At 71.7% G+C, this 13,492-nt stretch carries 13 protein-coding genes and 1 tRNA gene; 4 read left to right on the top strand and 10 right to left on the bottom strand.

Annotation, left to right across the window (positions count from 1 at the left end):
* Positions 1-13 precede the first annotated feature (13 nt).
* Positions 14-967, top strand: a complete 954-nt coding sequence (locus GPA03_RS09390; protein WP_156251719.1) for an alpha/beta hydrolase — start codon at positions 14-16, stop codon at positions 965-967.
* Here GPA03_RS09390 and GPA03_RS09385 read toward each other — a convergent pair.
* The 4 genes from GPA03_RS09385 to GPA03_RS09370 all read right to left on the bottom strand — a co-directional run bounded on the left by GPA03_RS09385 (position 945) and on the right by GPA03_RS09370 (position 4,161).
* The gene (locus tag GPA03_RS09385; protein WP_156251718.1) at positions 945-1,583 is read right to left on the bottom strand and encodes an SIMPL domain-containing protein; all 639 of its coding nucleotides are present in this window, start codon (positions 1,581-1,583) and stop codon (positions 945-947) included. The genes GPA03_RS09390 and GPA03_RS09385 overlap by 23 nt on opposite strands.
* A gap of 23 nt (positions 1,584-1,606) precedes the next feature.
* Entirely contained in the window at positions 1,607-2,590 is a 984-nt protein-coding gene (locus tag GPA03_RS09380; RefSeq protein ID WP_156251717.1) for a ribose-phosphate diphosphokinase, read from the bottom strand.
* Positions 2,587-4,050, bottom strand: coding sequence for a bifunctional UDP-N-acetylglucosamine diphosphorylase/glucosamine-1-phosphate N-acetyltransferase GlmU (glmU, locus tag GPA03_RS09375; RefSeq protein WP_156251716.1), 1,464 nt, complete (start codon positions 4,048-4,050; stop codon positions 2,587-2,589). Before glmU ends, GPA03_RS09380 begins: the two co-directional genes overlap by 4 nt.
* Before the next feature lie 39 nt (positions 4,051-4,089).
* A tRNA-Gln gene (locus GPA03_RS09370) sits at positions 4,090-4,161 on the bottom strand.
* Between the two features lie 46 nt (positions 4,162-4,207).
* On the opposite strand from GPA03_RS09370, the gene GPA03_RS09365 reads away from it, so the two are divergent.
* The 3 genes from GPA03_RS09365 to GPA03_RS09355 all read left to right on the top strand — a co-directional run bounded on the left by GPA03_RS09365 (position 4,208) and on the right by GPA03_RS09355 (position 6,180).
* A complete protein-coding gene (locus GPA03_RS09365) occupies positions 4,208-4,933 on the top strand; it encodes a maleylpyruvate isomerase family mycothiol-dependent enzyme (RefSeq protein ID WP_156251715.1) in 726 nt (241 codons plus the stop codon).
* A gap of 57 nt (positions 4,934-4,990) precedes the next feature.
* Positions 4,991-5,614, top strand: a complete 624-nt coding sequence (locus GPA03_RS09360) for a TetR/AcrR family transcriptional regulator (RefSeq protein ID WP_156252004.1) — start codon at positions 4,991-4,993, stop codon at positions 5,612-5,614.
* A 77-nt stretch (positions 5,615-5,691) separates the two neighbouring features.
* Positions 5,692-6,180, top strand: a complete 489-nt coding sequence (locus tag GPA03_RS09355) for a MarR family winged helix-turn-helix transcriptional regulator (protein ID WP_156251714.1) — start codon at positions 5,692-5,694, stop codon at positions 6,178-6,180.
* Between the two features lie 15 nt (positions 6,181-6,195).
* On the opposite strand, the gene GPA03_RS09350 is transcribed toward GPA03_RS09355, so the two are convergent.
* From GPA03_RS09350 to metG, 6 genes are all read right to left on the bottom strand, one after another.
* Entirely contained in the window at positions 6,196-7,122 is a 927-nt protein-coding gene (locus tag GPA03_RS09350) for a 4-(cytidine 5'-diphospho)-2-C-methyl-D-erythritol kinase (RefSeq protein WP_156251713.1), read from the bottom strand.
* Positions 7,119-8,003 carry a 16S rRNA (adenine(1518)-N(6)/adenine(1519)-N(6))-dimethyltransferase RsmA gene (gene rsmA, locus GPA03_RS09345; protein ID WP_206673503.1) on the bottom strand — a complete coding sequence of 295 codons (885 nt, stop codon included), beginning with the start codon at positions 8,001-8,003 and terminating at the stop codon, positions 7,119-7,121. The genes GPA03_RS09350 and rsmA overlap by 4 nt, the downstream gene beginning before the upstream one ends.
* Positions 8,004-8,100: 97 nt before the next feature.
* Positions 8,101-9,378 (bottom strand): resuscitation-promoting factor, encoded by a 1,278-nt coding sequence (locus GPA03_RS23020; RefSeq protein ID WP_277755031.1) that lies wholly within the window; start codon positions 9,376-9,378, stop codon positions 8,101-8,103.
* Positions 9,379-9,571: 193 nt separating this feature from the next.
* Entirely contained in the window at positions 9,572-10,636 is a 1,065-nt protein-coding gene (locus GPA03_RS22645; protein ID WP_206673502.1) for an aggregation-promoting factor C-terminal-like domain-containing protein, read from the bottom strand.
* A gap of 156 nt (positions 10,637-10,792) precedes the next feature.
* Complete coding sequence (locus GPA03_RS09330; protein ID WP_156251711.1) at positions 10,793-11,698, bottom strand: TatD family hydrolase; 906 nt, start codon at positions 11,696-11,698, stop codon at positions 10,793-10,795.
* Positions 11,699-11,835: 137 nt separating this feature from the next.
* Positions 11,836-13,398, bottom strand: a complete 1,563-nt coding sequence (gene metG / locus GPA03_RS09325) for a methionine--tRNA ligase (RefSeq protein WP_156251710.1) — start codon at positions 13,396-13,398, stop codon at positions 11,836-11,838.
* Positions 13,399-13,492: the final 94 nt, after the last annotated feature.

Here is a 13,492-nt window from a genome sequence, read left to right as displayed (position 1 = left end):
TACCATATGGTACATGAATGATGTGCCGGGCCGTGAGTCGTCCGTGACCACGACGTCCTTCCAGGTCGACGTCGACGGCGATGTCGTCGCTGCGACCCGCTACCGGGTCGGACCTGGCACCGCTCCGCAGCCGACCGTGCTGCTCTGCACGGGTTTCGGCGGCACCCAGGACACGCCCGCCGTGGTCGCCGCAGCGCAGCGCTTCGCCGCCGCGGGGATGACGGCGGTGACGTTCGACTACCGCACCTTCGGGCTGAGCGCGGGTGAGCCGCGGCAGGTGGTCTCGGTGCGCGACCAGCTCCGTGACATCCGGACCGTGCTCGCCCGGCTGCGGGAGGACCGTGCCGTCGACGACGACCGGATCGCCCTGTGGGGCACCTCGCTCGGAGGCGGGCACGTGCTCGCGGTCGCCGCGACCGAGCCGGTCGCGGCCGTCGTGGCCCAGATGCCCTTCAACGGTTTCCCACGTCGGGTCGAAGGACGGCCGCTCGGTCGCTCCCTCGCGGTGCTCGCCGCGGCCCTCCGGGATGCCGCACGCGGCGTGCTGGGCCGGCCGCCGCTGTACATCCCAGCCGTCGGCGCGGCCGACGAGCTCGCGGTGATGGTGGGCAGCGAGGCCAACGACGCGGTGGCTGGGCTCTCCAGCGCCACCTGGCGCAACGAGGTCGCCCCGCGCGGCATCCTCGAGATGATGCGCTACCGGCCGGGGCGCCGGGTCGCCGACATCGCCGCGCCGCTGCTCGTGACGATCGCCGGTCGAGATGCCGAGACTGTCGGCGAGACCACGCGGCACCTGGCGGACCAGGCTCCCGACGGCCGGCTCGTCGCGTACGACACCACCCACTTCGGCATCTACCGGCCCGAGGTCCGCGAGCGGGTGCTCGACGACCAGGCCGCATTCCTGCGGCGTGCCCTCGGGATATCGGCCGATCCGGGGAGCGATCTCAGTCAGCGAGCTCCCAGGTGACCGTGACCGCCGCCGTCACTGCCTGCTGCCCCGGCTCGACGGGCATCGAGGCCCGCCCCTTCTCCATCGCCGCGAACGTCGTGCGTGGCGAGATCGTGTCGCCGGCCAGACCCTCCACGATCGCCCTGACCTGGCCCAGGCCGCGCCCGGCCCGCGCTGCGTAGCCCGCGGCGATCTCCCTGGCGTTGTCGAACGCGGCGTCGCGTGCCCGGGCCATGGCCTCGGTCGAGTCGGAGACGGCGAAGTCGAGCGAGTCCATGCTCGCGTCAGCACCAGCTGCTGCGACAGCGGCGTGCACCAGGTCGCCTGCAGCCGCCGCCGACCGCAGCGTCACCCGCAGACCGAGGCGGACGTGCATCACGGTGGCGAGGATCTGCCCGTGCTCGCCGGGCCGGTCCTCACGCCAGATCGCGCTGCGGGTGCTGGCGATCCCGGAGCGGTCCACGCCGCCCTCGAGGAAGACGTCACGCATCCGGGCGAGGGAGCTCTCAGCGGTGCGCAGCGCCGTCGCGAGGTCGTCCGAGCGCACGTCGACCCCGAGCGTCGCGAGCACGATGTCGGGCACGACGTCGACCGAGGCCGATCCGGTGACAGTGACGCCTTCGTCTCTACGCATCGTCGTGACTCCCTCGCGATCGGCTACGAGTTTCCGTCGAACAGACTGGTGACCGAGCCGTCGTCGAACACCTCGCGGATGGCCCGCGCGATCAGGGGCGCGATCGAGAGCACCTTGAGGTTGGGGAACTGCTTCTCCACCGGGATCGGCAGCGTGTCGGTGACGACCACCTCGCGCGCACCGCACTCCTGCAGCCGGGACGGCGCGGGATCGGACAGCACGCCGTGCGTGGCGACCACGGTCACGCTGCTAGCCCCCTCGGCCAGCAGCACCTTGACCGCCTCCGCGATCGTGCCGCCGGTGTCGATGAGGTCGTCGACGAGCACGCACTCGCGGCCCTCCACCTCACCGACCACCCGGTTCGCCTTCGCCTGATTGGGTCGGGTGATGTCCCGGGTCTTGTGCACGAACGCCAACGGGCAGCCGCCGAGCTTCGCGGCCCACTGCTCCGCGACCCGGATGCGCCCGGCGTCCGGGGAGACGACGGTGACGTTGTTGAGATCGACCCGGCCGCGCACGTGGTCGACCAGGATCGGCATCGCCCAGAGGTGGTCGACCGGCCCGTTGAAGAAGCCCTGCGTCTGGGCAGCGTGCAGGTCGACGCTCATGAGCCGGTCGGCGCCCGCGGTCTTGAACATGTCCGCCATCAGCCGGGCCGAGATCGGCTCGCGGCCACGGTGCTTCTTGTCCTGCCGCGCGTAGCCGTAGAACGGCAGCACCGCGGTGATCGAGTTGACCGAGGCGCGCTTGAGCGCGTCGACCATGAGCAGCTGCTCCATGATCCACTGGTTGATCGGCGCGGTGTGCGACTGCAGCACGAACGCCTCGGTTCCGCGGACGCTCTCCGCGAACCGCACGTAGATCTCCCCGTTCGCGAAGTCGTACGCGGTCGTGGGGACGACCTCGATGCCGAGCTCGGCGGCGACATCCTGCGCGAGCTGCGGGTGCGCCCGACCGCTGACGAGAACCAGTCGCTTCTCGCCGAGATTGGTGATGCCAGTGCTCACGCGGGGTCTCCGTCGGACTCGGGGTCGTGCTGGTCGGCGGCCGCTGCTGCCCTCGCGGCGGAGCTGTCGGGGAAACGGCTCTCGACCCAGCCCTCGATGTTGCGCTGGTTGCCGGGGGTCACCGCGAGCGCGCCCGGCGGCACGTCCCGTCGAAGCACTGCGCCGGCACCGGTGTACGCGCCGTCCCCGACCGTGACGGGCGCCACGATCATCGTGTCGCCGCCGATCTTCACGTAGGAGCCGATCACGGTGCGGTGCTTGGTGGTTCCGTCGTAGTTGAGCGTGACGCTCGCGGCGCCGATGTTGGTGTGCTCACCGATCGTCGCGTCGCCGATGTAGGAGAGGTGCGGAACCTTGGACCCCGCACCGATCTCGGCGTTCTTCGTCTCGACGTACGCGCCGATCTTGCCCTTCTCACCGAGGACCGTGCCCGGTCGCAGGTAGGAGAAGGGGCCGACCGTGGCGTGAGGGCCGATCACTGCGAGCGACCCGTGCGTGCGGGTCACGGTGGCACCCTCCCCCACCTCGACGTCGGTCAGCGTGGTGTCCGGGCCGACGACGGCGCCGCTCGCGACCACGGTCGCACCGTGCAGCTGGGTGCCCGGCAGGATCGTGACGTCGGGGGCCAGGTCGACCTCGACGTCCACCCAGGTGGTGGCCGGGTCGACGATCGTGACGCCGTCGAGCATCCAGCGCTGCAGGGTGCGGCGGTTGAGCTCGGCACCGAGAGTCGCGAGCTGGGACCTGTCGTTGACGCCCTCGACGAGGATCGAGTCCTCCGCGACGATCGCGGCGACCCGCCGGCCGCTGCGGCGCGCGAGCGCGAGCACGTCGGTCAGGTAGACCTCGCCCTGCGCGTTGTCGCGCCCCACCGAGCCGAGCCCTTCCCGCAGCGCGGCGGCGTCGAAGACGTAGATCGAGGCGTTGATCTCGCGGATGGCGCGCTGCTCGGGGTTTGCGTCCTTCTCCTCGACGATGCCGGTGACGGTGCCGTCGGCGTCGCGCACGATCCGGCCGTACCCGGTCGGCTCGTCGACCTCGGTCGAGAGCGCGGTCACGGCGTTGCCGTCGGCCTCGTGCGCCTCGAGCAGGGCCGCGAGGGTGCCGGTGTCGAGCAGCGGCACGTCGCCGGCGAGGACGACCACCGCGCCCTCCACCGGCGCCGGCGTGCGGGCGTCGAGCGCCTCGAGCGCGCACTGGACGGCACGGCCGGTGCCAGGGATGTCGTCCTGGTCGGCGACGATCGCGGCGGGATCCACCTCCGCGACATGGGCCACGACCGCGTCGCGCTCGTGGCGGACGACGGTCACCAGGTGATCGGGGGCCAGGCCGCGGGCGGTCGCCAGTACGTGTCCGACGAGGGTCCGGCCACCGATGCGGTGGAGCACCTTCGGGGTTGCGGACTTCATCCGGGTACCAGCGCCCGCGGCGAGCACGATGACGGCTGCGGGGCTTGTCACCGGGCCACTGTAGCCCGGTGAGAAGGCCGGTCGAGACCGCTCCGCCCCCAGGATTCGAACCTGGACCACACGGCACCAAAGGCCGGCGTGCTGCCGTTACACCAGGGCGGACAGCGCCTCCAAGTCTGCCAGGAACCGATGGCGCTAGCGTTCTCGCATGGCCGACGGCGTCGATCACCTCTCGGGGCTCGCCACGTTCCAGCGCGAGTTCCTGCGCCTGATCCCACTCGCGGACCCCGCCACGCCGGTCCCGTGGTGCGGCCGTTGGCGGGTGCGGAACCTCGTGGTCCATCTGGCTCGCGTGCACCACTGGGCCGCCGCGCAGGCGCGCCGCGAGCGCGAGACCCCGTTGGGGCGCGGGCCGTTCGACCTCGAGCCGTTCTACGCCGAGCAGGCCGCCGAGCTGCGGCAGACGCTCGCGCTGCTCGACCCCGAGCAGCGCGCCTGGACGCTGCTCGACGACGGCGTCCCCGCCTCCGAGCACACCGGAACCGTGCGCTTCTGGCATCGCCGGCAGGCGCTGGAGACGCTGATCCATCTCTGGGACCTGGCGACGGCGATCGGCCAGGATCCGCCGTCGGCGTCGACCGCGTGGTGGGTCGACTGTCTCGACGAGGTGGCCACCGTGATGCACCCCCGACAGGTGCGGCTGGGCCGCAGCGCGCCGCCGGCAGCACGGTTGGCCTACCTGCCGGCCGAGACCGACGAGCCGATCGTGCTCAGCGGTGGCAGCGGCACCGGGATCGACGTCCGGCTCGAGGGCCCGGCCCGTACGCTGGCGCTGCTGACGTGGGGCCGAGCGAGCCTCGATGCGGCCGAGATCACGGTGCGCGGGTCACGGGAGGTGGCCGCCGCCGTGCTGGCGAGCGGCCTGACACCGTGACGGACACCACGGCTACGGCATGATGGCGGTGTGACCGAGACCCCGCGCCGCCCCAGCATGACGGGCCAGCAGCGGCGCGAGCAGCTGCTCACCGTCGGGCGGTCGCTGTTCGCCGAGAAGGGCTTCGACGCCACCAGCGTGGAGGAGATCGCGGCCCGTGCGCAGGTCTCGAAGCCTGTGGTCTACGAGCACTTCGGTGGCAAGGAAGGGCTCTACGCGGTCATCGTCGACCGTGAGGTCGAGCTGCTGCTCGGATCCCTGACGGCCGCCCTGTCACGGCGCGGGCACCCGAAGGTCACGGTCGAGGCCGCCGCGTTCGCGCTGCTGGACTACATCGAAGAGCGCACCGATGGTTTCCGGATCCTCGTGCGGGACTCCCCGGTGGCGCAGGCCACGGGGACGTTCTCGTCGCTGATCGGGGATGTCGCCAGTCAGGTGGAGCACATCCTGACCGCGCAGTTCACGCGGCAGGGGCTGGCCGTGGAGCACGCGCCGATGTACGCGCAGATGCTCGTCGGGATGATCGCGCTGACCGGCCAGTGGTGGCTGGAGGCACGCACGCCGCCGAAGGCCGAGGTGGCCGCCCACCTCGTCAACCTGGCCTGGAACGGCCTGCGCGGACTCGACGCCGAACCGGAACTCACCCGCACCTGGCAGTCGCGAGCCGTCGAGCAGGACTGACCTGATCGGGGCTCTCGGAGCGACCCGGCACCGCGCCGGCCGCACCACGCCCGCTCTCTCCCGTACCCTCAACGTCCATGGAGGACGAGGTCGACAGGATCGTCGACGCCTGGCGGCGTGAGCGGCCCGATCTCGACCCCGCGCCGCTCCACGTGTTCTCCCGGATCTCGCGGCTCGCGCGGCATCTCGAGCTCGCCCGGCGCGCGGCGTTCACCTCCCGTGGCCTGGAGCCGTGGTCCTTCGACGTGCTCTCCGCGCTGCGGCGGGCCGGCGCGCCGTACGAGCTCACGCCCGGTGTGCTGATGTCCCAGACGCTGGTCTCGTCCGGCACCATGACCAATCGCGTCGACCGGCTGGTGGCCGCGGGTCTGGTCGAGCGCCACGGCCGCCCCGGCGACCGCCGTGTGGTGGTGGTGCGGCTGACCGAGCCGGGCAAGGACGCCGTCGACCAAGCGATGTCCGAGCTCCTCGACTACGAGAGCTCCCTGCTCGAGAACCTGGACCTGGCCGGGCGCGAGGCGCTCACGGCGACACTGCGCTCGCTGATGGAGCCGTTCGACAGCTGAGGAGGGCCCCTGGCCTCAGTCCACCTCGGCCGCGACCGGCTCCACGAGCCGCGCCCCGAGCGAGGGTCCGGTGACGACGAGGACCTCGTCGGCGACCCCGGCGGCCCTCACCGACTCGGCGACGTCGGCGGCGTCACCAGGCCCGGCAGCGATGCCTACCACCGTGGGTCCGCTGCCGGACACGATGGCGGCGAGCGACGGCGACGCCTCGAAGGCGTCGATGACGTCCTGGAGCTCGGGCCGCAGCTCGATCGCCGCCGGCTGCAGGTCGTTGACCAGGTAGCGCGCCACCCCGTGCGGGTCTCCGGCCACCAGGGCGTGCATCAGCTCGGGCTCGACCTCCGGCACCGGCGCAGCCGCGGGGTTCTGCTCGTCCCACACGCGGAACACCTCGGGCGTCGACAGCCCCCGGTCGGACATCGCCAGCACCCAGGTGAAGCGTCCACGCGCGAGCGCGGGCGTCAGCACGTCACCCCGGCCTACGCCGATGGCGGTCTGCCCCGTGAGCGCGAACGGCACGTCGGCGCCGAGCTCGGCGGCGAGCTCTCCGAGCTCCTCGCGCGCGAGGCCGGTGCCCCACAGCAGGTCGCAGGCGAGCAGCGCCGCGGCGGCGTCCGCCGAACCGCCGGCCATACCCCCCGCGGTCGGCACCCCCTTGGTGATGCGCAGGTGGACGCCCGCACCGGTGCCGGTGGCGTCGGCGAGCAGCTGCGCGGCACGCCAGGCGAGGTTCGTCTCATCGGTGGGCACCTCGGCGGCGGCCCGGCCGGTGACCGAGAGCGAGATCCCCTCGGCAGCCTCGGCCACGACGTCCTCGTACAGGCTCACCGCCTGGAACACGGTGGCGAGGCGGTGGTAACCGTCCGCGCCCACCGCGCCGACGCGGAGCGAGAGGTTGATCTTGCCCGGTGCCCGCACGTGCACGGCCGCCGGCGCGATCACCCGGCCACGTCCCGCTGCTCTGCGATCGCCGCGAACTGCGTGATGTCGAGCCGCTCGCCCCGCAGACTCGGGTCGATACCCGCCGCCCGCAGCGCCGCCTCGGCCTTGTCGGCCGATCCGGCCCACCCGGTCAGGGCGGCCCGCAGCGTCTTGCGGCGCTGCGCGAAGGCCGCGTCGACGACGGCGAACGTCGCCTCCCGGGTGGCGGTCGTGGTGGGCGGTTCTCGCCTCACGAGCCGCACCAGGGCCGAGTCGACGTTGGGCACCGGCCAGAACACCGATCTGCTGACGCTCCCCGCGCGGGTCGCGTGCGTGTACCAGGCCGCCTTGGCGGAGGGCACGCCGTAGGTGCGCGAACCGGGCGGTGCGGCGAGGCGGTCGGCCACCTCGGCCTGCACCATCACCAGCGCGCTGGCGAGCGAGGGCAGCGTCGCGAGCGCGTGCAGCAGTACCGGGACCGCGACGTTGTAGGGCAGGTTCGCCACCAGCGTGGTCGGCGCACCGATCCTGGGGTCGTCGGCCGGGATCGTCATCGCATCGGCGTGCACGACCTGCAGCCGTGGCGCCGCGGCCGGCGCGATGGTCGCGACCGTGCCCGGCAGCGCCGCCGCGAGGCGGCTGTCGATCTCGACCGCGACCACCTCGGCGCCGGTGGCCAGCAGCCCCAGCGTGAGCGACCCGAGGCCCGGACCCACCTCGAGCACGCGGTCCGCCTCGGTCACCTCGGCGACGCGCACGATCCTGCGGATCGTGCCGCCGTCGAGCACGAAGTTCTGCCCGAGCGCCTTGGTGGGGCGTACGTCGAGGCGCGCGGCCAGTGCGCGGACGTCAGAAGGGGTCAGCAGCCCGGCCTCGGGGGCGGTCGGCTCGCTCGGCGTCACGCCGTGAGCCTGCCACAAGCGGTGCCGCAGCACACACCAGCCGGACACCTCGGTCGCCTGGACGTCGAGGGCGGCGCCTCCGGGCCGAGACGTGTCGCTAGCGCAACCCGAGCTTGGCGGAGCACGCGGGCCACTGGCCCCAGCCGGCGCGCGCCTGCAGGATCTGCGCGCGCTGCGTCTGCTCGGCTGCGCTCGCGTCCGAGGGCAGGCCGCTGCCACCGACCGCCTGCCACGTGGGCAGCGAGAACTGGTACAGCCCGTAGTAGCCGTTGCCGGTGTTGGTGCTCGGGTTGCCGCCCGACTCGCACTGCGCGAGCGCGGCCCAGACGTCGCCGCTCACGGAGCCGCTGCTGCCGCCGCTGCCGCCACTGGAGCTGCTGCTGGAGCTGCTGGAGCTGCTGGAGCTGGTCGTGCTGGTGGGCTGCGGCTTGGGCTTGGGCCGCTCGGCCGTGCCGTGCTCGACCACGCGGTCCTGCGGCTGGGTGGTGACCTCGGTGCGCACCAGCTGGCTCGAGGTGACCTCGCCGTCGACGAGGTACTGGACGTAGGTGTAGGTGCGCTCGCCCTCGGCGCCCTCGGAGACGACTCGCGACTGGTCCTCGTACAGGTCGTCGGTGTCCCGCTCGATGGTCTCGAAGTCGAGCGCCTCGGTGCGGGTGTCCTCCTGCGTGGCGATCCGCGTGATCGTGACCACGGGCGTGCCGTCCGTGGCCGTGCTGACCTTGACGCTGTCGAGGTCACCGACCTGGATCTCGGCGCGCAGCAGTGCGGTGCTGAGGTCGGCGACGCCGTCGAGCTCGACGGTGCGGGACTCGCCGTCGACCTCGAAGATGACCGGACCGTCGGCGACCAGCGGGAGATCGAGCGCGAGGCGGCCCTCGCTGCGGGAGGCGGCCATGCTGGCGGTGCGGCCGCTCGCGGCGAGATCGGCGAGCGCAGCAGCGGTGGTGTCACCCACGGTCCAGAGGCTGGTGGTCTCGCCGTCGATCGTCACCTCGATCTGGTCGGCGTACCGCACGACGACCTCGGCGCCGTCGGTGAGGGCCTCGTCCGCTCCGGGCACCACCAGGTCGTGCTCGCCGACCGTGATGCCCTGGTCGGCGAGGACACCGGCGACCGAGCCCGCGAACGTCGAGACGCTCACGGTCTCGCCGTCGACGTCCACCTCCACGGTCTTGTGGGCCGCGGCGACCGCAGCCCCGGCGCCGCCGATGACCAGGGCGGCTGCGGCGCCGAGCGCCAGCAGCGCGCGCTTGCGGCGCGGTGCTGGGGCCTGCGTCGAGGTCTCCTCGGCGGTCATGTCGGCCGCAGCGCCGGCGGGGGTGATCTCGTCGGTCTGCTCGGGTGTGTTCTCGGCGTGTTCAGGTGTAGTCACGTGGAGGGTCCTGATGCGATCGCGCGAGACACCGGTACGGTCTCGCTGAGGGGCCGCCGCTGCAGGTCGATCCGACCCGGGGCGTGCATGTACGGCGCAGTGCCGCGAGCCAACGTAACCGAATCGTGACCTGGGGCCAAGGCTGCGTGACGGACGTCACCCGGCCCGTGAAGGACCTGTGGGTGACGCGTGCTCAGTACCAGCCGACCGACTGACTGTGACCCCAGGCTCCGCACGGGCTGCCGTAGCGCCCTTGGATGTATCCCAGCCCCCAGGTGATCTGGGTAGCCGGGTTGGTGCGCCAGTCGGACCCGGCGGTCGCCATCTTCGATCCCGGCAGCGACTGCGGGATGCCGTAGGCACCGGACGACGGGTTCTGCGCGTACGGGTTCCAGTTGCTCTCGCGCTGCCAGAGCCGCTCGAGGCAGCTCCACTGGTCCGAGCCCCAGCCGTAGGCCGCCAGCATCGACTGCGCGATCGAACGCGGGTCCGCACCGGAGTAGGTAGGCATCGGCCCGCTGCTGCCACCGGAGGAGCCCGAGGACCCCGACGACGTCGAGCCGGTCCCCACCAGCACGACCTCGTTCACCGGCTGTGCCGCCACGACCGAGGCGAGCTCGGTGCGCTGGGTGACCTCGCCGTCGGCATAGGTGGTCTGGAACGTGGTGACCTGCGCGCCTTCGACGCCCTGCGTCTGCACCCGCGTGGTTCCGGCAGGAAGTCGTGATGTCTTCTTCTCGATCGTCTCGAACTCGAGCGTGGTGACCTCGGTCTCGATCTGGGTGCCCACGCGCTCGACGGCGATCTCGGCGCCCTCCGCCGGCGGCTGTCCCATCGGGGCGGAGACGACGTCGTCGAGGTCGACCACGATGCCCGCGTCGATGAGGGCGTCAGCGAGGGTCTGGGTGGTGGAGCCGGTGAGGTCGAGGGTCGTGCCGTCGACCGTGACGGCGAAGCTGACGTCCTCTCCGGCCTCCAGCGAGAGCGGCTCCCGGAACCCATCGGATCGGGAGACCTGAGCCCACACGTCGTCACGACCGGTGACATCGGCGATGTCGGCAGTGGTGTCGGCTGCCGAGCCCCCCGCACGGCTGGCATCGGCGAACAGCAACGAACCGACCAGCACCACCGAGAGCGCAGCGACGCCGAGCACGTACCGCAGGGGCCGCGGGATCGCGGGGCTGGCGGGGGTTTCCGCGCGGTGGCTGCGACGAGTTCCGGAGCGCACGTTCGATGCGCTCCCGTTGTCGGAGGGCACTGGAGGGGGTGTCCTTCGGTCGGGGGACGGGGTCATCGACCGGGAGGGCCGATAGGGCACCGTAACCGATTCGTGATCATCCGGGAAGTGCGGGTTGGTCGCCCTTCACACCTCCTCCACACGGCCAGGGGTATGCGCCGCCTCCTCGCGAGGCGCCTACCAGGGCCCGTAGATGCTGGTCGCGTTGGCGTGGAGCCTCTCGCACAACCACGCCAGGTCGTCGCCGCGGACCTCCGCGAGGCGCCGCACCGTCATCGGGAGCAGGTAGGGCGCATTCGGTGCGCCGCGGTGCGGTGCCGGGGTCAGGTACGGCGCGTCGGTCTCGACGAGCAGCTGCGTGGCGGGCACCACGGCGGCCGCGTCCCGGACGGCGTCGGCGGATGCGAACGTCACCGGGCCGGCGAACGACAGGTAGTACCCGCGGCGCGCGCACTCGGCCGCCATCTCGGCGTCGCCGGAGAAGCAGTGGAACACGGTGACCTCGGGTGCGCCGTCGCGGCTGAGCACGTCGAGGACGTCCGCATGGGCGTCGCGGTCGTGGATCTGCATCGGGAGCCCGAGCTCCTTCGCCAGCGCGATGTGGGCGCGGAACGACTCCCGCTGCACGGCCCTGCCCTCCTCGCCGGCGCGGAAGAAGTCGAGCCCGGTCTCCCCCACCGTGCGGACACGCTCCCCTCGCGCGAGCTCGGCGATGCGTGCGATCGCGTCGTCGAGCGAGGCCGTGTGGCGTGGCAAGGGGGCCGGCTCCAGCCCGTCGGGGGCGATCTCGCGCACCCCGGCGTGCAGCACCGCCTCGTTCGGGTGGATCGCGACGCCGGCCACCAGCCGGGGGTGCTCCTGCGCCCACCGCACGCTCACCTCGGCAGAGTCCAGGTCGCAGCCGATCTGCACCGCGGCCGCCACACCCACCGCCGCCGCCCGCTCGAGCTGGGCGGCGACGCCCGGGTCGGGCACCCCGTCGTCGAGCACCTCGGGGATCGACTCCAGATGCGTGTGGTTGTCGATCACCGGGGCCGGCAACGGCTCCGGGTCCGCCGGCCACTCACCTCGCCTGCGCGCCATGCTCCACCCCTCCGATTTCAACGCACTTTCGACCGGTTTCCGATTTCACCGCACTTCTGACCGCGCCTCGACTGCAACCTCGCTCGGTCGAAGGTGCGTTGAAGTCGCTGGGGTGGTCAGACGTGCGTTGAAATCGGTCAGGGCTCGTCGACGAAGCGGGGAAAGACACCGGCCGGGGCGGGCAGCGGCGATCCCGGCACCAGCGCCGTCGGCAGCTCGGCGAACGAGACCACCTCGGGAAGTCCGAGCTGGGCGAGAAGGCGACCAGCCGCCGTCGGCATCACGGGGTGGACCAGGATCCCCACGACGCGCACGACCTCGAGCGTCACCGACAGCACCGTGGCCATCCGAGCCGGGTCTTCTCTGCGCAGCACCCACGGCTCCTGCGCGGAGAAGTACCGGTTGGTCTCCCCCAGCACCGACCACAGCTCCTCGAGGTAGGCGCTGATCTGCTGCCCGTCGATGTGCTCGCGCGCGATCTCCAGCAGCGGCTCCAGCCGTGCCAGCAGGGCGCGGTCGTCGTCGGTGTGCTCGCCGGGGGTGGGGACCACGCCGTCGAGATTCTTCGCGACCATGCTCAGCGAGCGCTGCGCGAGGTTGCCCAGCTCGTTGGCGAGGTCCGCGTTGATGCGGGTGACGACCGCCTCGTGGCTGTACGAGCCGTCCTGGCCGTAGGTGAACTCCCGGCACAGGAAGTAGCGCATCTGGTCGAGGCCGTAGGTCTCGGCGAACGCGAGCGGGTCCACGAAGCCGCCGTCGGACTTGGACAGCTTCTTGCCCTTGTCGTACAGGAACCCGTGGATGAAGACGCGCTTGGGCAGCTCGATGCCGGCGCTCATGAGGAAGGCCGGCCAGAAGATCGTGTGGAACCGGGTGATGTCCTTGCCGATGATGTGCACGTCGGCAGGCCAGTAGCGCCGGAAATCCGCGCTCTCGGTGTCCGGGTACCCGACGCCGGTGATGTAGTTCGTGAGCGCGTCCACCCACACATACATGACGTGCGCAGGATCGTCAGGGACGGGGACGCCCCAGTCGAACGTGGACCGCGAGATCGACAGGTCCCGCAGCCCCTGCTTGACGAACTGCACCATCTCGTTGCGCCGGAAGTCCGGGCCGATGAACTCCGGTCGCTCCTCGTACAGCTCGAGCAGCTTGTCCGCGTAGGCGGAGAGCTTGAAGAAGTAGCTCGGCTCCTCGGTCCAGGTCACGGCGGTGCCCGACGACGTCGCGATCCTCGTGCCCTCGGGCGTCACCTCGGTCTCGTCCTCGGTGTAGTAGGCCTCGTCGCGGACCGAGTACCAGCCGGAGTAGCTGCCGAGGTAGATGTCGCCGTTCGCCTCCATCGCCCGCCAGATCGCCTGGCTCGCCTCGATGTGATCGGCGTCGGTGGTGCGGATGAAGCGGTCGAAGTCGATGCCCAGGCCACGTTGCATGGCCTCGAACCGGTCGGAGTTCCCGCGCGCGAAGTCGGCGGGTGACATGCCGAGGCTCTCGGCGGTCTGCATCATCTTGATGCCGTGCTCGTCGGTACCGGTGAGATGCCGCACGTCGTAGCCGTCGAGGCGCTTGAAGCGTGCCAGCACATCGGTGGTGATGTACTCGTACGCCGTCCCCATGTGCGGGGCGCCGTTCGGGTAGGCGATCGCGGTGGTGATGTAGAACGGCGGGCGCGCGGCGCCGTCGGGAGCAGGCTCGGTCATGATGTCCGGAAGCCTACCGACGCGCCGGTGCGCGTCCGACACTGCAACGATCTCGTGGCCAGATGCGGTCAATCGTCCGTGTGAGCGTTCACAG

It is taken from the genome of Pseudactinotalea terrae, from assembly GCF_009733845.1.
Taxonomy (GTDB): domain Bacteria; phylum Actinomycetota; class Actinomycetes; order Actinomycetales; family Beutenbergiaceae; genus Pseudactinotalea; species Pseudactinotalea terrae.
This window is presented reverse-complemented; position numbering and strand designations above follow the sequence as displayed.